This window comes from Pseudomonas marginalis (genome assembly GCF_001645105.1).
GTDB lineage: Bacteria > Pseudomonadota > Gammaproteobacteria > Pseudomonadales > Pseudomonadaceae > Aquipseudomonas > Aquipseudomonas petroselini.
Genome location: NZ_LKEG01000052.1, coordinates 204,653 through 222,587, shown reverse-complemented (window position 1 = coordinate 222,587; position 17,935 = coordinate 204,653). Strand labels below are relative to the sequence as shown.

Annotated in this window: 18 protein-coding genes; 5 read left to right on the top strand and 13 right to left on the bottom strand. The window is 60.7% G+C overall.

The genetic code is table 11. The features are described from left to right. The first annotated feature begins 10 nt into the window (after nt 1-10). The 4 genes from hpf to AO064_RS23125 are packed head-to-tail and all read left to right on the top strand — an operon-like array spanning nt 11 to nt 1,940. Nucleotides 11-316 carry a ribosome hibernation-promoting factor, HPF/YfiA family gene (hpf, locus tag AO064_RS23140; protein ID WP_003171804.1) on the top strand — a complete coding sequence of 102 codons (306 nt, stop codon included), beginning with the start codon at nt 11-13 and terminating at the stop codon, nt 314-316. Between the two features lie 10 nt (nt 317-326). Beyond that, the gene (gene ptsN, locus AO064_RS23135) at nt 327-791 is read left to right on the top strand and encodes a PTS IIA-like nitrogen regulatory protein PtsN (protein WP_012722239.1); all 465 of its coding nucleotides are present in this window, start codon (nt 327-329) and stop codon (nt 789-791) included. 2 nt (nt 792-793) lie between these two features. Then, entirely contained in the window at nt 794-1,651 is an 858-nt protein-coding gene (gene rapZ, locus AO064_RS23130; protein WP_012722238.1) for an RNase adapter RapZ, read from the top strand. A 16-nt stretch (nt 1,652-1,667) separates the two neighbouring features. Beyond that, the gene (locus AO064_RS23125) at nt 1,668-1,940 is read left to right on the top strand and encodes an HPr family phosphocarrier protein (protein WP_012722237.1); all 273 of its coding nucleotides are present in this window, start codon (nt 1,668-1,670) and stop codon (nt 1,938-1,940) included. A gap of 36 nt (nt 1,941-1,976) precedes the next feature. On the opposite strand, the gene AO064_RS23120 is transcribed toward AO064_RS23125, so the two are convergent. The 6 genes from AO064_RS23120 to pmbA form a co-directional block, all read right to left on the bottom strand. Beyond that, complete coding sequence (locus AO064_RS23120; protein ID WP_064054766.1) at nt 1,977-2,870, bottom strand: ZIP family metal transporter; 894 nt, start codon at nt 2,868-2,870, stop codon at nt 1,977-1,979. Between the two features lie 33 nt (nt 2,871-2,903). Next, nucleotides 2,904-3,515 (bottom strand): superoxide dismutase, encoded by a 612-nt coding sequence (locus AO064_RS23115; protein WP_064054765.1) that lies wholly within the window; start codon nt 3,513-3,515, stop codon nt 2,904-2,906. A 1-nt stretch (nt 3,516) separates the two neighbouring features. Continuing rightward, complete coding sequence (locus AO064_RS23110; protein WP_012722234.1) at nt 3,517-3,945, bottom strand: hypothetical protein; 429 nt, start codon at nt 3,943-3,945, stop codon at nt 3,517-3,519. A gap of 27 nt (nt 3,946-3,972) precedes the next feature. After that, a complete protein-coding gene (locus tag AO064_RS23105) occupies nt 3,973-5,349 on the bottom strand; it encodes a class II fumarate hydratase (protein WP_012722233.1) in 1,377 nt (458 codons plus the stop codon). Beyond that, a complete protein-coding gene (locus tag AO064_RS23100; protein ID WP_012722232.1) occupies nt 5,342-5,737 on the bottom strand; it encodes a hypothetical protein in 396 nt (131 codons plus the stop codon). Before AO064_RS23100 ends, AO064_RS23105 begins: the two co-directional genes overlap by 8 nt. 151 nt (nt 5,738-5,888) lie before the next feature. Further along, on the bottom strand, nt 5,889-7,235 hold the full coding sequence (pmbA, locus tag AO064_RS23095; RefSeq protein WP_043204787.1) for a metalloprotease PmbA: 1,347 nt from the start codon (nt 7,233-7,235) through the stop codon (nt 5,889-5,891). 108 nt (nt 7,236-7,343) lie between these two features. On the opposite strand from pmbA, the gene yjgA reads away from it, so the two are divergent. Beyond that, a complete protein-coding gene (gene yjgA, locus AO064_RS23090) occupies nt 7,344-7,865 on the top strand; it encodes a ribosome biogenesis factor YjgA (protein ID WP_043204785.1) in 522 nt (173 codons plus the stop codon). 45 nt (nt 7,866-7,910) lie between these two features. Here yjgA and tldD read toward each other — a convergent pair whose 3' ends face one another. From tldD to mreC, 7 genes are all read right to left on the bottom strand, one after another. Next, nucleotides 7,911-9,353, bottom strand: a complete 1,443-nt coding sequence (gene tldD, locus AO064_RS23085; RefSeq protein ID WP_012722229.1) for a metalloprotease TldD — start codon at nt 9,351-9,353, stop codon at nt 7,911-7,913. Between the two features lie 16 nt (nt 9,354-9,369). After that, nucleotides 9,370-10,218 carry a carbon-nitrogen hydrolase family protein gene (locus AO064_RS23080; protein ID WP_012722228.1) on the bottom strand — a complete coding sequence of 283 codons (849 nt, stop codon included), beginning with the start codon at nt 10,216-10,218 and terminating at the stop codon, nt 9,370-9,372. A 48-nt stretch (nt 10,219-10,266) separates the two neighbouring features. Beyond that, nucleotides 10,267-14,082 carry a YhdP family protein gene (locus tag AO064_RS23075; RefSeq protein WP_064054764.1) on the bottom strand — a complete coding sequence of 1,272 codons (3,816 nt, stop codon included), beginning with the start codon at nt 14,080-14,082 and terminating at the stop codon, nt 10,267-10,269. 76 nt (nt 14,083-14,158) lie between these two features. Beyond that, a complete protein-coding gene (rng, locus tag AO064_RS23070; RefSeq protein WP_012722226.1) occupies nt 14,159-15,616 on the bottom strand; it encodes a ribonuclease G in 1,458 nt (485 codons plus the stop codon). A 70-nt stretch (nt 15,617-15,686) separates the two neighbouring features. Further along, the gene (locus AO064_RS23065) at nt 15,687-16,283 is read right to left on the bottom strand and encodes a Maf family protein (RefSeq protein WP_064054763.1); all 597 of its coding nucleotides are present in this window, start codon (nt 16,281-16,283) and stop codon (nt 15,687-15,689) included. Nucleotides 16,284-16,334: 51 nt separating this feature from the next. Next, nucleotides 16,335-16,823: a rod shape-determining protein MreD gene (gene mreD / locus AO064_RS23060; protein WP_003171788.1), complete on the bottom strand. Its 489-nt coding sequence runs from the start codon at nt 16,821-16,823 to the stop codon at nt 16,335-16,337. Continuing rightward, nucleotides 16,823-17,923, bottom strand: a complete 1,101-nt coding sequence (gene mreC / locus AO064_RS23055; RefSeq protein ID WP_082893973.1) for a rod shape-determining protein MreC — start codon at nt 17,921-17,923, stop codon at nt 16,823-16,825. The genes mreD and mreC overlap by 1 nt, the downstream gene beginning before the upstream one ends. Nucleotides 17,924-17,935 lie beyond the last annotated feature (12 nt).

The window sequence follows — 17,935 nt, the reverse complement described above, 5'->3', positions numbered from 1 at the left end:
GAGAAGCTGTATGCAAGTCAACATCAGTGGACACCAACTGGAAGTTACCAAGCCCCTGCGTGAGTACACCGAAAGCAAGTTGAACAAGCTTGCGGGGCATTTTGACAAGATCACCAACGTGCAGGTCATCATGGAGGTCGACAAGCTCAAGCAGAAAATCGAGGCCACCCTGCATGTACCGAATGCCAAGCTCGTCGCCAATGCGGAACATGAAGACATGTACGCGGCGATCGACTCGCTCTACGACAAGCTGGACCGCCAACTCATAAAGCATAAGGAAAAGAATCTGCACCTGATGCAAGGTACAGGTCGTTAACTCTCCCCCCATGATCCGACTTGAAACCATCCTGACCCCCGGCCGTTCCCTCGTGAACGTGCCGGGTGGCAGTAAAAAACGCGCCCTCGAACAAATTGCCAACCTGATCGGCCGTGAAGTGCCCGAACTGGATACGCAAGCTGTGTATGAGGCACTGATTGCCCGTGAAAAACTTGGCTCGACCGGTTTTGGCAACGGCATCGCCATTCCCCACTGCCGCCTCAAAGGCTGCGAGACACCTGTCAGCGCCCTGCTGCACCTGGACGCCCCTATCGATTTCGACGCCATCGACGGTGCCCCGGTCGACCTGCTGTTCGTTCTGCTGGTCCCGGAAGCTGCCACCGATGCGCACCTGGAACTGCTCCGGCAGATCGCCAGCATGCTCGACCGCAAGGACGTACGCGACAAACTGCGCAGCGCCAGCAGCAATGAGGCGCTGTACCAGGTTGTCCTGGATGAACAGAACGGGCAGTAACCATGCGCTTGATCATCGTCAGCGGCCGCTCCGGCTCGGGTAAAAGTACCGCCCTCAATGTTCTTGAGGACAACGGTTTCTATTGCATCGACAACCTGCCCGCCGGCCTGCTGCCGGAGTTGGCAGAACGCGCGTTGATCCACACCGAACTGGCTCAACCCCTGGTCGCCGTTTCGATTGATGCCCGCAACCTGCCCAGCCACCTGGAGCGATTCCCGCAATTGCTCGAGGAAGTGCGGGCCAAGCACATTCATTGCGATGTGCTGTACCTGGATGCCGACGAAGAGACACTGCTCAAGCGGTTCTCCGAAACCCGCCGGCGTCACCCCCTCAGCAGCCCTCATCGCTCGCTGGCAGAAGCCATCGAAGATGAAACCAAGCTGCTGGGACCGATCATTGACCTCGCCGACCTCAAGATCAACACGACCAGCCTTAACCTGTACCAGCTGCGCGATGCCATCAAGCTGCGCCTGCTGAACCAACCGGAGCCAGGCACGGCGTTTCTGGTGGAGTCGTTTGGTTTCAAGCGCGGCATGCCGGTCGACGCCGACTTGGTATTCGATGTGCGATGCCTGCCCAACCCTTATTGGAAGCCGGAACTGCGTGATCAGTCCGGACTGGATCAGCCCGTCGCCGATTACCTGGCTGCACAACCGGATGTGGAGGAGATGTTCCAGGACATTTCCAGCTACTTGCTCAAATGGTTACCCCGATTTGCTGCCAGCAATCGGGCCTATGTCACCATTGCCATCGGCTGCACCGGCGGTCACCACCGCTCCGTCTATCTGACCGAGCGCCTGGGCCAGGTGCTGCAAAAAACCCTCAAGAACGTCCAGGTCCGCCACCGTGACCTCAGCTGAAAGGAACACCTGCGCGATGCCCGCTCTGGAAATTGAAATCATCAACAAGCTGGGCTTGCACGCCCGGGCGTCAGCCAAGTTCGTCGGCGTTGCCGGACAGTTCCCTTGCCAGATCCGCGCCGGACGCACGCCAGAGTCCATGGTCGATGGCAAAAGCATCATGGCCATGATGATGTTGGCCGCCGGCAAAGGCACCAAGATTCACTTGAAGACAGAAGGTGAGCAAGAGCAGGAAGCGATGGACGCCCTGGTGGCGCTGATCAATAACTACTTTGATGAGGGTGAGTAAACTCACCCTTTGAGGCGGGATGAAGTCGCAACGACCTCACCCCAGCGCCGTGTCCATCACCATCATCAAACAAAAACCGATGCACAAACCCAGGCTGGCGAGCTTTTCGTGACCATTGCGGCGCGACTCGGGGATCACCTCGTGAGTGACGACCAGCAGCATCGCACCAGCGGCCAGGGCCAGGCCCAACGGTAATAGCACTTCTGCCAGGCTTACCAGCCAGGCACAGAGCACAGCAAACACGGGCTCCACCAGACCTGACGCCGCGCCGATCAGGAACGCCTTGATCCGCGACATGCCGGCCCCGGCCAAGACCAACGCAATCACCAGGCCTTCGGGCACGTCTTGCAGGGCAATCCCCATGGCAAGGCTGTCGGCATCCGGCATACCGCCGCCAGCGGATACACCGACCGCCATGCCTTCGGGAATGTTGTGGGCGATGATGGCAAACACAAACAGCCAGATACGCGGCGGGATCACCGGTTTATCCGGCGTGCCGACCAGCATTTCCGGACTGGCGCCGGAGACCTTGCGGTCAACCAGATACAGCCCGAACGCTCCCAGCATGATGCCGAAGCTGATCAAGCCGCTGGCGCTCCAGGGCGAAAGCCCCAAGCCTTCTGCCGCCGCAATGCCCGGCACGATCAGCGAAAACGCCGTCGCCGCCAACATGACCCCCGCACCAAAGCCCAGCAATGTATCGCTCAACGCGACCGGCATATGGCGAATCACCAGCACCGGGACCGCACCGAGCGCAGTGCCGAGCGCGCAAATGGAGCCGCCCTGCAGGGCGCGTAGAATCCGCGGTTCCAGGTCCAGCCAGGCCAGCCCGTGGGCCACCAGCAATGCAGTACCTGCCAGTAGCAGCAGCGAGCCAAACGCATAACGAAACATTCGCCCGCTGCTGATCGCCAGTGTTTCAGTGCCCATAGTCGGCCTTAGGTCTTGTTATGAAGGTGGATGTCAGGCCACGGCGGCCTGGTAGCGGTCTGCAACTTCTGGCCAGTTGATAACACTGTAGAAGGCGTTGATGTATTCGGGGCGGCGGTTCTGGTACAGCAGGTAATAGGCGTGTTCCCACACGTCCAGGCCTAGGATCGGCGTGTTGCCGTTCATCAGTGGGCTGTCCTGGTTGCCGCTGCTCTCCACCACCAGGGTCTTTTGCGGGGTGACACTCAGCCACGCCCAACCGCTGCCGAAACGCGTCAACGCCGCTTTGGTGAAAGCCTCCTTGAAGCTATCAAAACCGCCAAGCTGTTCATCAATGGCTTTGCCCAATGCACCTTCGGGTTTGCCGCCACCTTTGGGCGACATCACCGCCCAGAACAACGAGTGGTTGGCATGGCCGCCGCCCTGGTTGATCACGGCGGCACGCAGTTTTTCCGGCAGTTGCTGCACGCTGGACACCAGCTTCTCGACCGGCCAGCCGGCGAATTCAGTGCCCTCTACCGCAGCGTTGAGGTTGTTGATGTAAGTCTGGTGATGCTTGCTGTAGTGGATCTCCATGGTTTGCGCATCAATATGCGGCTCCAGGGCGTCGTACGCGTAAGGTAAGGCAGGCAAGGTGTAAGTCATATCAATGTGCTCCGTATTGAGGCGTGGTCGGCTGTGCCGCAGTGCCGCCCAACAAACGATGAGTACGCGGGTACTCGCCGTGATCGCTGATGAAATTCAACAGCTCGACGTAGGTTTTGCTGCTCTGGCGCAGGGCCGCTTCCCGCAATTGCGGGCTGAGTCGCGGGTCCTGCATGGTCTGCAGCAGGCGCTGGTGGATAGCGCAGAGGTATTCCGCGCTCTCCTCCGGTTGGTTCAGGCGCAGGTGCAGGTCCGCCAGGTTGTGATGGGAAATGACGCACGCCGCCACTGCTTCGTCGGCATCCGCCCAGCGTTCGAACAACACTTGGGCCAGGGCCAGGGCTTGCAAATAGGCCTCGCGAGCGTCGACCAGCTCGCCTGCCATAAAGCAGCGATTGGCCCGTTCGATCGTGCGTTTCCAGTGCTCCATGGTGAGCCTCCAAAGCAGGGTCGGTGATTACACGCCGCCGGCCGTGAGCTTTTCCGGATCCAGCAGGATCTCCAGTTGGCTACGCGGCAAGTCGGTGTGCTCGAGAGCGACGTCAATCACCGGACGGCCTTGCTGATAGGCCTTCTTGGCGATTTCAGCAGCTTTTTGATAACCGATGATCGGGTTGAGTGCGGTGACCAGGATCGGGTTGCGCGACAGCGCTTCTTTTAGCTTCGCTTCATTGACCTTGAAACTGGCGATGGCCTTGTCCGCCAGCAGATGGCTGGCGTTGGCCAGCAGCTCAAGGCTGCTCAACAGGTTCTGCGCGATGATCGGCAGCATCACGTTCAGCTCGAAATTGCCCGACTGACCGGCGACGGTGATCACCGTGTCATTCCCGATGACTTGCGCGGCGACCATGGCAGTCGCTTCAGGAATCACCGGATTGACCTTGCCAGGCATGATCGAAGAGCCAGGCTGCAGGCCTTCCAACTCAATTTCACCCAAGCCGGCGAGCGGACCGGAGTTCATCCAGCGCAGGTCGTTGGCGATTTTCATCAGCGACACGGCGGTGGCCTTCAATTGGCCGGACACGGCAACGGCAGTGTCCTGGGAGCCAATCAAGGCGAACAGGTTTTTGCCGGGGGTGAATTTCACGCCGGTCAGGCTGCTCAGTTGCTGGCTGAAACGCGCAGCAAATTCAGGGTGTGCGTTGATCCCGGTACCGACCGCCGTGCCGCCCTGGGCCAGCGCCTGAAGACTCGGCAGAAGGTCCTGCAGATGACCGATATTGGCCTTGAGCTGCTGCGCCCAGCCGTTGAGCACCTGGCTCATGCGCACCGGCATGGCGTCCATCAGGTGCGTGCGGCCGGTCTTGATGAACGGGTGAACCTCTTCAGCCTTCCGCTCGATCACCTGCACCAGGTGCAGCAGGGCCGGCAGCGTTTGTTCGTGCAAGACCAACGCGGCGCTGACGTGGATAGTGGTTGGAATGATGTCGTTGCTGCTTTGGCCGCAATTCACGTGGTCGTTCGGGTTGACCGACTCGCCCAGCACGCGGCTGGCGAGGGTCGCAATCACTTCGTTGGCGTTCATATTGGAGCTGGTGCCGGAGCCGGTCTGGAAGATATCCACCGGGAAGTGCTGCATGAAGTCGCCTTCCAGCAAGCCCTGGGCGGCATCGACAATGGCCTTGCCCTGCCCTTCGCTGATTTGCTTGAGATCGACGTTGACCTTGGCAGCAGCGGCTTTGGCCAGGATCAGGGCGCGGATAAATTGCGCCGGCATGCGTTGGTTGCTGATCGGAAAGTTGTTCACCGCGCGTTGGGTTTGCGCACCATACAGGGCCTCGGCAGGCACTTGCAGTTCGCCCATGCTGTCGCGTTCGATACGGGTGTTACTCATCGTTAGATCCTTGCACCAAGTCAGAAACAGAAATAGACGGCAGCAATTCGCAGGTCGCCAATTGCCAGGCAAAGGTCTGCCAGCGCTTGAGGCGGCAGGCACAGTGGGAGAGTTTTTCCAGGTCACGCAGGGGGCGCCAGGCCTGGTCCAGGCACACGGAGCGCCAGTGCCAGGGCAGTGCGATATCACTGGCGGTGTCGAGCAATAGGCGAAATGAGGTTTCAGCGATCGTCCACGGATGGGTCGCGGTGCAGCACGCCAGGTATCGACCCTCATTGAGGTAATGTTCGATCAGGCGCGGCTCGTTGGGATCGAGGCCGCAGCGAATCTGGCGACTCATCCAGCGCCAGCTTTCAAGGTAAGGATCCTCATGCAGGACAGAACTCATGATCCACACTCATCCGGTAATGATATTTATTATTAAATGATATTGAGAATCAAAACAAGGGCGGCACGTTAATCCCACTGACACGCGGCCACAAAAAAGGCGCGCCATCTTGAAGATGGCGCGCCTTTTTTGTTGAAGCGTGTTGGAAGGATCAGCTACCGGCGACGGTCATCCGCTCGATCAACACCGAACCCGTACGGATATTGCTGCGCAGTTCCAGGTCGTTTCCGACGGCAACGATCTGCTTGAACATATCGCGCATGTTGCCGGCGATTGTCACTTCCTGGACGGCAAACTGAATCTCGCCGTTTTCCACCCAGAAACCTGCCGCGCCACGGGAATAATCGCCCGTGACCATGTTCAGCCCGTGCCCCATCAACTCAGTCACCAGCAGGCCACGCCCCATCCGCCGCAACAGCGCCGCCTGGTCTTCGTCGCCATGGGTGACGAACAGGTTATGCACCCCGCCGGAGTTGGCGGTGCTTGGCAGGCCCAGTTTGCGCCCGGCATAAGTGCCCAGGACGTAGGAGACCAACTCGCCGCTTTCGACGAACGGCTTGGCATAAGTCGCCAAGCCATCGCCATCAAACGACGTGCTCCCCATAGCACGCATCAGGTGGGGACGTTCATCGATGGTCAGCCACTCGGGAAACAGTTTCTGGCCAATCGCCCCCTCCAGGAACGAGGACTTGCGGTACAGGTTGCCACCGGAGATCGCTCCCAGGAAACTGCCAAATAAGCCACCGGCCAGTTCCGCCGAAAACAGCACCGGCACTTCACAGGTCGGCACAGGGCGCGCGCCCAGGCGGCTGGCCGCACGCTGTGCAGCACGCTGGCCGATGCTGACCGGGTCTGCCAGCAAATCACCCTGGCGGTTCACGTCATACCAGTAATCGCGCTGCATCTGGCCGTTGGCCTCGGCGATCATCACGCAGCTCAGGCTATGACGCGTCGACGCATAACCGCCGATAAAACCATGGCTGTTGCCATACACGCGACAGCCCTGATGGGTGCTCAACGTGGTGCCATCAGCGTTCTTGATGCGGGCATCGGCATCGAACGCCGCCGCTTCACACGTCAGCGCCTGCTCGATGGCCTGCTCGGGCGTGATGTCCCAGGCGTGGAACAGATCAAAATCCTTCAAGTCCTTGGCCATCAGTGCCTTGTCGGCCAAACCCGAGCTTTCATCCTCAGAGGTGTGCTTGGCAATCGCCAACGCCGCCGCGACGGTCTCGCGAATCGCTTCCGGGCCACTGGCCGAGGTACTGGCAGAACCTTTGCGCTGTCCGACATACAAGGTGATGCCAAAGCCTTGGTCGCGGTTGAACTCAACCGTCTCCACTTCCCGCTGACGAACCGATGTCGACAACCCCTGCTCCAGCGATACCGCCACTTCACAGGCACTGGCCCCCTGGCGCTTGGCCTCGGCAAGGATCTGCTCGACTTGTTCCTGCAGTGCCGGTAACGCTTGTGGACCGACGCTTTGGGCTGCACTCATGGTTTTCTCCACTCAAATTCTGCTTTCGGTTAAGGCCATCGAGCGACCGGGCCGGACAAGCGGCCCCCGACTGGTTATCATGGCGGCGTTTCTTTGCGGACTGCCACCATGGTTGATTCTTACGACGACTCCCTCGATGGGGAGAAAAGCAAAACCCAGGTCAAACGTGAGCTGCATGCTCTGGTTGACCTGGGCGAGCGCCTTACAACGCTCAAGAAAGACTTGATTGCAAAACTGCCACTGACCGACGAAATGCGCCGGGCTCTTGCGGACGCACCCAAGCACACCGCGAATATCGCGCGTAAACGGCACATCATGTTTATCGGCAAACTCATGCGCGATCAGGACACTGACGCCATTCTGGCTTTGCTTGATCAAACCGATGCCTCCACTCGCCAGTACAACGAACGCTTCCATAACCTGGAGCGTTGGCGTGACCGCCTGATCGCGGGCGATGACGGGGTGCTGGAGAAATTCGTGTTGGACTACCCGGACGCGGACCGCCAGCAACTGCGTTCCCTGATCCGTCAAGCCCAGCACGAGCAGGCGCATAACAAGGCGCCGGCCACCAGCCGTAAAATCTTCAAATACATCCGTGAGCTGGACGAGACTCAACGCGGCCTGCGTTGATGCCCTTCCCCGGGTGGCGGTCTTCGCCACCCGAAGCTCCACCGCTTACGACCCCGTGCCACCCACGGTGATCGCATCAATCTTCAGCGTTGGCTGGCCGACACCCACCGGCACCGACTGCCCATCTTTCCCGCACGTACCCACGCCGCTGTCCAGCGACAGGTCGTTACCCACCATCGACACCTTGCTCATGGCTTCCGGACCATTACCGATCAACGTTGCGCCTTTGACCGGCGCGGTAATCTTGCCGTCTTCGATCAGATACGCCTCGCTGGTGGAAAACACGAACTTGCCGCTGGTGATGTCCACCTGGCCGCCACCGAGGTTGGCGCAGTAGATGCCGCGTTTCACCGAGGCGATGATTTCCGCCGGGTCGCTTTCGCCACCAAGCATGTAGGTGTTGGTCATGCGCGGCATCGGCAGGTGCGCGTAGGATTCACGGCGACCGTTACCGGTGCGTGCCACGCCCATCAGGCGGGCGTTGAGCTTGTCTTGCATGTAGCCCTTGAGCACACCGTTCTCGATCAAGGTGGTGCACTCGGTCGGCGTGCCTTCGTCATCGACGCTCAGCGAACCACGGCGCCCGGCCAGGGTGCCGTCATCCACGATCGTGCAGAGCTTGGACGCAACCATCTCGCCCATGCGCCCGCTGTAGGCCGAACTGCCCTTGCGGTTGAAGTCACCTTCCAGTCCATGGCCGACGGCCTCGTGCAGCAGCACGCCGGACCAGCCCGAACCCAGCACCACCGGCAAGGTACCGGCCGGCGCCGGAATGGCTTCCAGATTGACCAATGCTTGGCGCAACGCTTCACGGGCGTAGCCCATGGCACGGTCGTCGGTGAGGAAATAACGGTAGTCGGTTCGCCCGCCGCCGCCATGACCACCGCGTTCGCGGCGACCGTTCTGTTCGACGATCACACTGACATTGAAACGCACCAACGGACGCACATCGGCCGCCAGGCCACCATCGGTGGACGCCACCAGGATTCGTTCCCACACACCCGCCATGCTGACGGTGACTTGCTGGATACGCGGGTCAAGGGCACGGGTGGCGGCGTCGATACGCTTGAGCAACTCGACCTTTTCCGCGCGGCTGATCACTTCCAGGGGATTATCCGGCGCGTACAACTGTGCCACGTCCTGGGTGCTGAATGCCTGCACCGTGCCATTTTGCCCGGCACGGGAGATCGAACGCGCGGCACGCGCCGCCAGGCCCAAGGCTTCCAGGGTGATTGCGTTACTGTAGGCAAAACCGGTTTTCTCACCGGATTGCGCACGGACACCCACCCCTTGATCCAGGTTGAAGCTGCCTTCCTTGACGATCCCGTCTTCAAGGGCCCAGGACTCGGAGATCTGGCCCTGGAAATACAGGTCGGCCGCGTCGATGCCGGGCCCGGCGAGATCGCCCAGCACGGTTTGCAAACTTTCGATGGTCACGCCACCGGGTGCCAGGAGGTGTTCACTGACTGAGGACAACAACTCGCTCATAGGTAGGGCCTTAAATTCATCGTTCCGAAGCAGGTCGCTGTGCGCCCTGCGAGAAAAAGCGCCGATGGTTGACCACCGGCATGCGCGCCCTTATCGACGCCTGTTCACTGCTATCGCGTTCGGCCAGCAGCACCGCTTCGCCTTGATCCTGTTGTGCCAGCACGCGTCCCCAGGGGTCGACAATCGCTGCATGGCCATAGGTTTCCCGTGGCCCCGGATGCACGCCACCTTGGGCGGCCGCCAGCAGGTAGCACTGGGTCTCGATGGCACGAGCGCGAATTAGCACATCCCAGTGCGCCGCGCCGGTCACTGCCGTAAACGCCGACGGCGCAGTAATCAATTCGGCCCCCGCCGCGCGCAATTCGCTGTACAGCTCAGGGAAGCGCAAGTCGTAACACACCGTCAGGCCCAATCGACCGACGGGCGTATCCGCCACCACCACATTGCCCCCGAAAGCATAGTCGTCGGATTCGCGATAACGACCGCGAGCATCGGCGACATCCACATCGAACAGGTGCAGCTTGTCGTAACGGGCAACGATTTCGCCCTGATCGTCGACCAGCAGCGAGCAAGCGTTGGACTTGGCGTGCGGTTGATCCTTCGGCGGCAGCGGCAAAGTCCCCGCCACTATCCATAAGGTGAGGTCGCGGGCGGTCTGTTTCAACCATGGCAGGATCGGGCCTTCGCCCAGCGCCTCGGCGCGACCGATATCCGCCACGTCGCGGCGGCCCATGGCAGCGAAGTTTTCCGGCAGCACCGCCAGCTTTGCACCGCCTGCCGCAGCCTGCTCCAGCAAGCGACGGGCCTGGGCCAGGTTGGCCAGCACATCGCTCTGGCTGACCATTTGAATTACCGCAAAGGACATGGGCCGACTCTCCGTAAGGGGCGTACGGCCATGCTACTCCACAGGCTCTCAGTTTGGCTTTTCAAATGGCTTGTCGAAGGTGATTTTTGGGTCCTTCCATGGCCCTTCCACTTTGTATTGCACGCTGGCGAAGCGGGAAACCCGATCACCAATCAACTTGTCGATCAGGAACAACGCACCGCCAATCGCGGGCGCGCCAACGATCAACGCCGCGATCGGCAGGTTGTTGGTCACCGGCAGCGTTACCAGCAACTTGGCATCAACGCGGTCAGCCACCAGGTCCAGGGTGCCATTCAGTTCCAGATTAGTGGAAGGCCCGGTCATGGTGATCGGCTCACGGGTCACGAACACACCGTTACTGGCCGCCAACAAGCCTTTTACCCGGTCATAACTCAAGCCTTTGCCGAGCAAGTCCGAGAAGTCCAGGCGCAGCCGGCGCCCGATGGAGTTGAAGTTCAGCAGGCCGAATACCCGCAGGGCCTGGGCACCGCCTTCCACTTCCACAAACTGGCCATTGCGGAATGCCGCATCCAGGCTGCCGGAGAAACGCTTGGGCCCCACATAGGCCGGCGAACCGGGCCAACGTCCGTCCACATCCAGGTGGAAATCCTGGCTGGTGACGGTGGGCGCATAACCCCAGCCCTTGAGCACATCGCCAATGTTCTTGCCGTCCAAGCGGCCCTTGTACCAACTGCTGCTGTCACCCGCCGCACCTTCCCAACCACCGGCGCCCTTGAGCTGCATGCCCTTGAGGCCCAGGTCCAGGTTGTTGAAGGCCAGGCCCTTGGCCGTCGGGCGAATTTTCAGCGACCACGCACCTATCAGGTCCGGGCCTTGGAACAACTGGTCGATGGCGATATCCAGCGCGGGAATATCCTTGGGATCGATACTCGCCAAGGGGTCCGGCGCGTTTTCGTCCGCTTGCACCGTTGGGTCCACCGCCGGCAGCTTCACGTATTGCAGGTTGATCGCAATCGGCGCGCCTTTGGCGTCGGGCACGTTAACCGTGCCCTTGGCCTGCTGGCTGTCGAGTTGCAAACCCCACGCCGCAGGTTTGCGGTCCAGCTGCAAAGTGACCTGATCGAACTGGGTGCCAAGCCCAGTCAGCTTGCCTACCTTGAAGTCGGCACCGCTGAGCAATTGCTTGGCGCTGCCGCCCGGATCGTTGCCGGCATAGCGCTCCACCAGTTTCTTCCAGGGATCGATATCGAGCTCCGACAACACACCGCGAATGCGCAATCCCTTGGCACCCGGTAGCACGGCGTCGCCATCACCGAGGAACAGCTCACCGCGACCGTCATTGAATTTGTCCGGCGGCGCAGCAAAGGTAAAGTTGGCCAACTCGCCGTAATCGAACCAATAACGGCGCTCGGCCCCTTGTAACGTCATGCGGAACACACTGTCACGCCCTTGGCTGGCCGGCATGCCGAACGGCGCCGGCAAGTCCACTGCCACGCCCTTGAGGTTGGAGCTGACCATCAACTGGCTGTCGGCGCCGTCCAGAGTCAGTTGCAACTGGTACGGAATATCGCCGGACACCGGTAACGGCTGGGTAATTTTCAGCCAATCCGTCAGCCGCTTGACCGTCACCTGGCCCTTGGCAACCACGCGTGTGCTGATGTTGCCCGGTTTGCCGTCGGCAAAGATCTGCGCGGTGATTGGCCGGTCGAACGCCTGGGCTGTGATGTTCTGGCCACTGAGGCCCTTGGCGCTGTCGAAACGGAAGTCGCCCTTGAGCTGGGTCAGGTCCAGGGTGGGCTCAGCCAGTTGCAGGCGCGCCTTATCCGTTTTGAAGTCCACCACGATTTTCGGCTCAGTGCCCTTGGCCAGCGGAATGTCCAGGTCAAGGCTGCCTTGCAAGTCGCCCTCACCTTTCCAGCCGGCAAACGTCGATGCCGTGCCGATCGGCGCGTCCTGGAGGATTTTCAGACCATCGCCCAAGCCACCGGCAAACCCACCCGTGAGCAGCAGATGGCTGTCTTTGCCTTCAGGTGCGTGGGGAATATTGACGTAGATGTCCTTGACCTTGGTGTCGAGCAACTGGCCTTTGCTGGCGAGGATACGCACACCACTTTCCTCGACGAAGACCTCGCCCTTGACCTTGCTGACATGAGGCCAGCCCGGCTGGAAGGCCAGTTCGGCATCATGCACCTTGAAGAACAGGCTGATATTGCGCGAGGCCGGCAGCGCATCGTGGTTCAACGAACCTTGATACTGGAAGAAGCCTTCATCCACTGCGCCCTTGAGGATCGCGGTGCGTAGCCACTCATCCAGCGCAGGACTCAACACCGCCGGCAGGTATTTGGGCGTGAAGCGCCCATCGCCATCGACCATGCCGACCCGCAGGTCCATGTAGTCTTCCTGGTTGTGATCAAAATGCAGGCGAATCAGGAAATCGGCGGCGATCTTGCCCTCTTCCCCCAGCACCTTGATATACGGCGCAATCAGGGTGAACCCCTCTTTGTCCAGTTTCCACGTCAGGCGCGCATTCGCCTGCATGTACTGCCAGGGCTTGGCAAAGATCGGATCGAGGTGCAGGGAAAAGTCCTTGCTGTCCATGCGCAACTCGCCATGACCCAGGTCGCCGCTGATGCTGCCGGACACGTTACGCGCAGCCGGCGCGCCGAAGTAGGCATCAAAACCGATGCGCTCGAGGTTAGCGGCGAAGCTGACTTTTTGATCGGTAGTGTCTTGAGGCCGAAAATCCACCAGCACATTGCGTAGCAGGCCTGTGGCCTTGAGGTGCTGGATCGTCTTGGCAAAACCTTCCGGCAGCGGCGCCAGGGCGTTGAGCAATGGTGTGATCGGCGTCAGGTCCAGACGGTCAGCCTGGAGCTTCCAGACTTCCGGGTCCTTGTCGGTGGCCAGGCGCTGTTGCACTTGCAGGCGAGATTCCCAGCGGGTCTCCCCCAGGTTCATCGCCAGCGAGTCGAACAGCACCTTGAGGCCGGTGTCACTGCGTTGCAGGTAAGCGGTGAGCGCGAGATTTTCGATATGGACAGGCTTACGGTCGGCGTAGCTGCCCTTCACCTGCGGCGAGTTAAGGCGCACCACCGCGCTCTGCACAGTGCCCTTGGCCCAGTTCAGCCAGAATTCGCCGCCGGCCTTGAATTGGGTGAGTTTCCACTGTTGGGTCAGCTTGGCCGGAATCCACTTGGCCCAATCGCTTTGCGGCAGGCTCAGGTAGGCCTGGACTTCACCCTCCTTCCACTGGCTGGCGCGAATACGGGTGCGCAGGCTGACGGCAAGGGGCTGGCCGTCGGGCAGGGTCAGGCGCGCGTCCAGGCGCTGGCGGGTGGCGCCGGTGTGCAGGCTCAGGCCGACATAGGTAAGGGTCACCGGTGCATGGTCAAACGGTTGCAACGTCACCTGGCTGTCGAGCAGAGACACGCGCTTGACCACTTGCATGCGCTTGAGCAACTGCTCCGGGTCCAGCGGCTGGTCGTCCTGCACCGGCAGGCCTTGCAGTGCCCAATGCCCGTCCTTGTCTTCCTTGACGCTGAGTTGCAGGCCACTGACCTGCAGATGCGCAATGCGGACTTCGCGGGCCATCAGGCTGGCCCAGATATCCGGCACCACTTCGACCTGGTCCAGGCGCAAGGCACTGCTGCCCTCGCCCACCATCACATCATGGGCCAGCAATACCGGCGCGAAGCCGCTCCAGCGGCCTTCGAGGCTGCCGATGTGCAAAGGCATCTGCACCGCAGCCTGGGCCTTGACCTCGACTTCGGCACGGTACTCGGCCACCAGCGGGGTCAACTCACGACCGAGGCTCACGTACACCGCCGCCAATACCAGCAGCAACGCGCAGAGGCCCAGGCCCCAACGGGTCAAAGCGGCAAAAAAGCGTATCAGACGCTCCATGTCAGGCGACCCTCAAGGCGGTAGTCGGACGGCAGATCAAGGTCTGCCGGTCTCTTGAAAAGTAAACGAATGAGGATCAGAGCAGCACCACGTCGTATTGTTCCTGTGAATACATGGTTTCAACCTGGAAACGAATGGTGCGCCCGATAAACCCCTCCAGTTCGGCCACGTTACCGGACTCTTCGTCCAGCAACCGGTCGACCACCTTCTGGTTGGCGAGCACTCTATAACCTTCGGCCTGGTAGGCACGCGCCTCTCGTAAGATTTCCCGGAAAATCTCGTAGCAAACCGTTTCCGGGGTCTTCAACTTACCGCGCCCCTGGCAACTGCTGCACGGCTCGCACAGCACTTGCTCGAGACTTTCGCGGGTGCGCTTGCGGGTCATCTGCACCAGGCCCAGCTCGGTGATGCCGATGATATTGGTCTTGGCGTGGTCGCGTTCCAGCTGCTTTTCGAGGGTACGCAACACTTGGCGCTGGTGCTCTTCGTCTTCCATGTCAATGAAGTCGATGATGATGATGCCGCCCAGGTTACGCAGGCGCAGCTGGCGGGCAATCGCGGTGGCCGCTTCGAGGTTGGTCTTGAAGATGGTCTCTTCAAGGTTGCGATGGCCGACAAACGCACCGGTGTTGACGTCAATGGTGGTCATGGCTTCCGCCGGGTCGACCACCAGGTAGCCGCCGGATTTGAGCGGCACTTTGCGCTCGAGGGCCTTCTGGATTTCGTCTTCGACGCCATACAGGTCGAAAATCGGTCGCTCGCCAGGGTAATGTTCCAGGCGGTCGGCAATTTCCGGCATCAGCTCGGCAACAAACTGCGTGGTGCGCTGAAAAGTTTCCCGCGAGTCGATGCGAATTTTCTCAATCTTGGGGCTGACCAAATCGCGCAGCGTGCGCAGGGCCAGGCCCAGGTCTTCATAAATAACGCTTGGCGCACTGATGGTCTTGATCTGGGCATCGATCTGGTCCCACAGGCGTCGCAGGTAACGGATGTCCATCAGGATCTCATCGGCACCGGCACCTTCGGCGGCGGTACGCAGGATAAAACCGCCCGCCTCCTTGATGCCTTCGGCCGCCACGCAGTCGCTGACCACCTTCTTCAGGCGCTCGCGCTCGGCTTCGTCTTCGATCTTCAGGGAAATGCCGACATGGGCAGTGCGCGGCATATAAACCAGGTACCGCGACGGAATCGACAGCTGAGTGGTCAGGCGTGCGCCCTTTGAGCCGATGGGGTCCTTGGTGACTTGCACCACCAGGCTTTGCCCTTCATGCACCAGGGCGCTGATGCTTTCTACCGCAGGGCCTTCGCGCAGGGAAATTTCCGAAGCATGGATAAACGCCGCGCGGTCCAGGCCGATGTCGACAAATGCCGCCTGCATGCCCGGCAGTACGCGCACCACCTTGCCTTTGTAGATATTGCCGACAATTCCGCGCTTCTGGGTGCGCTCCACGTGCACTTCTTGCAGAACACCGTTCTCTACCACCGCCACGCGCGATTCCATCGGCGTGATATTGATCAGAATCTCTTCACTCATGGCTGGGTCTCGTTCAGGCGTTTTCACAATAGTGACCGATCGCTTAAGGCTGGGCGCTGGCGTACGGCGTTCAGCGCGCGGTGATGTTTTGCCAACAGGGTATGCCGAATTGATCGAGCAGTTGCGCGGTTTCACACACCGGCAGGCCTACCACAGCGGAATAACTGCCATTGAGCCCGGCGACAAACACCGAACCCAGGCCTTGGATAGCATAGCCGCCCGCTTTGTCATGGGGTTCGCCACTGTGCCAGTAGGTTGTGGCCTCCTCGACGGAAATCCCACGGAAAAGCACTCGACTGCTGACACATCGCGTTTCGCAGTGCTGGCCGTCAGTGAGCGCGATGGCGGTAAGGACTTCATGTTCGCGTCCCGCCAAGGCCGTCAACATGGCCAGGGCATCGGCCTGATCCACCGGTTTGCCGAGGATCTTGCCATCGACAATCACGGCGGTATCGGCGCCCAGCACGCAGGCGCCTGTTGTGTGCTCAAGCGCAGCAAAACCCGCCGTTGCCTTGCCGCGCGCAAGGCGCTCGACGTAGGAAACAGGGGTTTCGTTTGTAAGAGGCGTTTCATCAATGGCGGCGCTGACCACGGTGAAGGGCACACCGATCTGGGTCAGCAGTTCACGCCGCCTCGGAGAGCCCGAGGCCAAGTAAAGCGAATTCATTGCAGACTCTCCCTGTAGGGTTCGATAACCAGGCAGAGCCTCGCAATCCATTCAATTGATTTTATAACGACGACGCAGCCCGCGCAGACCGAAACTGATCCATGGCCACAGCAAGGCACTGACCAGGGCCGGCAGCACCAGCGCCAGGGTTGGCTGGCGATTGCCGGTCAAGGCGCTGAGCCACAGTTGAACAAGCTGCGCCAGGCCGAAGATCACTAGGATCACCAGGCACTGCTGCCACATCGGGAACATGCGCAGGCGCTGCTGCAACGACAGCACCAGGAAGGTGATCAGGGTCAGGATCAACGCGTTCTGGCCCAGCAAGGTGCCATAGAGCACATCCTCGGCCAAGCCCAGGAACATCGCCGTGACCATACCCACTTTGTGCGGCAGGTTCAGCGACCAGAAGGCCAGCAGCAAAGCCAGCCAGAGCGGGCGCAGGATTTCCATGAACTGCGGCAGCGGCGAAACGCTGAGCAGCAAGCCAATGGCGAAGGTCAGCCAGACGATCCAGCCATTGCGCGAATGAGTACCGGCCATTATTCCTCCCTCTGCCGCGTGGTGGTCGGCGCGCTTGCCGGAGGCTTGGCTGCAGGCGTGGTGGCCGGTGGCTTAGTCGTTGTCGGTTTAACCGGGCGTGCGCTGTGGGCTGCCGGTTTGACCGGGGTGGCCACCGGCGCTGCCGGAGCAGCGACAGGCGCGGGCGGCCCCACGAATGCCGGTTTCGGCACGGTTGTGGGAACGATCGGCGCTGTACCGTTTTGCTTGTCTTCCGCCTCCTGGGCCTGGGCGGCGTCGTTGGCGCGCTCTTCCGGGGTGCGGTTGTCGCTGAACACCAGCAGCAGGTAGCGGCTGCGGTTCAAGGCGGCGGTAGGCACGGCACGCACAATGGCGAACGGCTGGCCGGAATCGTGGATCACTTCCTTGACGGTCGCCACCGGGTAACCCGCTGGGAAACGCTGACCCAGGCCGGAACTGACCAACAAGTCGCCTTCCTTGATGTCGGCAGTATCGGCCACATGGCGCAACTCCAGCCGTTCAGGGTTACCGGTGCCGCTGGCGATCGCACGCAGGCCGTTGCGGTTCACCTGCACCGGAATGCTGTGGGTGGTGTCCGTCAGCAGCAACACCCGTGAGGTGTAGGGCATCAGCTCAACCACCTGGCCCATCAGGCCACGGGCATCGAGCACCGGCTGGCCAAGGACCACACCGTCGCGCTCACCCTTGTTGATGATGATGCGATGGGTGAAGGGGTTGGGGTCCATGCCGATCAACTCGGCCACTTCGACCTTTTCGTTGACCAGTGCGGAGGAATTGAGCAACTCGCGCAGCCGAACGTTCTGCTCGGTGAGGGCCGCGAGCTTTTGCATGCGCCCCTGCAACAGCAGGTTTTCGGTCTTGAGTTTTTCGTTCTCGGCGACCAGCTCGGTGCGGCTGCCGAATTGGCTGGCCACGCCCTGGTAGAGACGTTGTGGCAGGTCGGTGATCCAGTAAGTCTGCATCAACACCAGCGACATCTGGCTACGCACGGGCTTGAGCAGTGCAAAGCGGGCATCGACCACCATCAGCGCGACCGAAAGCACGACCAGCACCAACAGGCGCACGCCCAATGAGGGGCCTTTGGCGAAAAGCGGTTTAATAAGCCGCTCCTC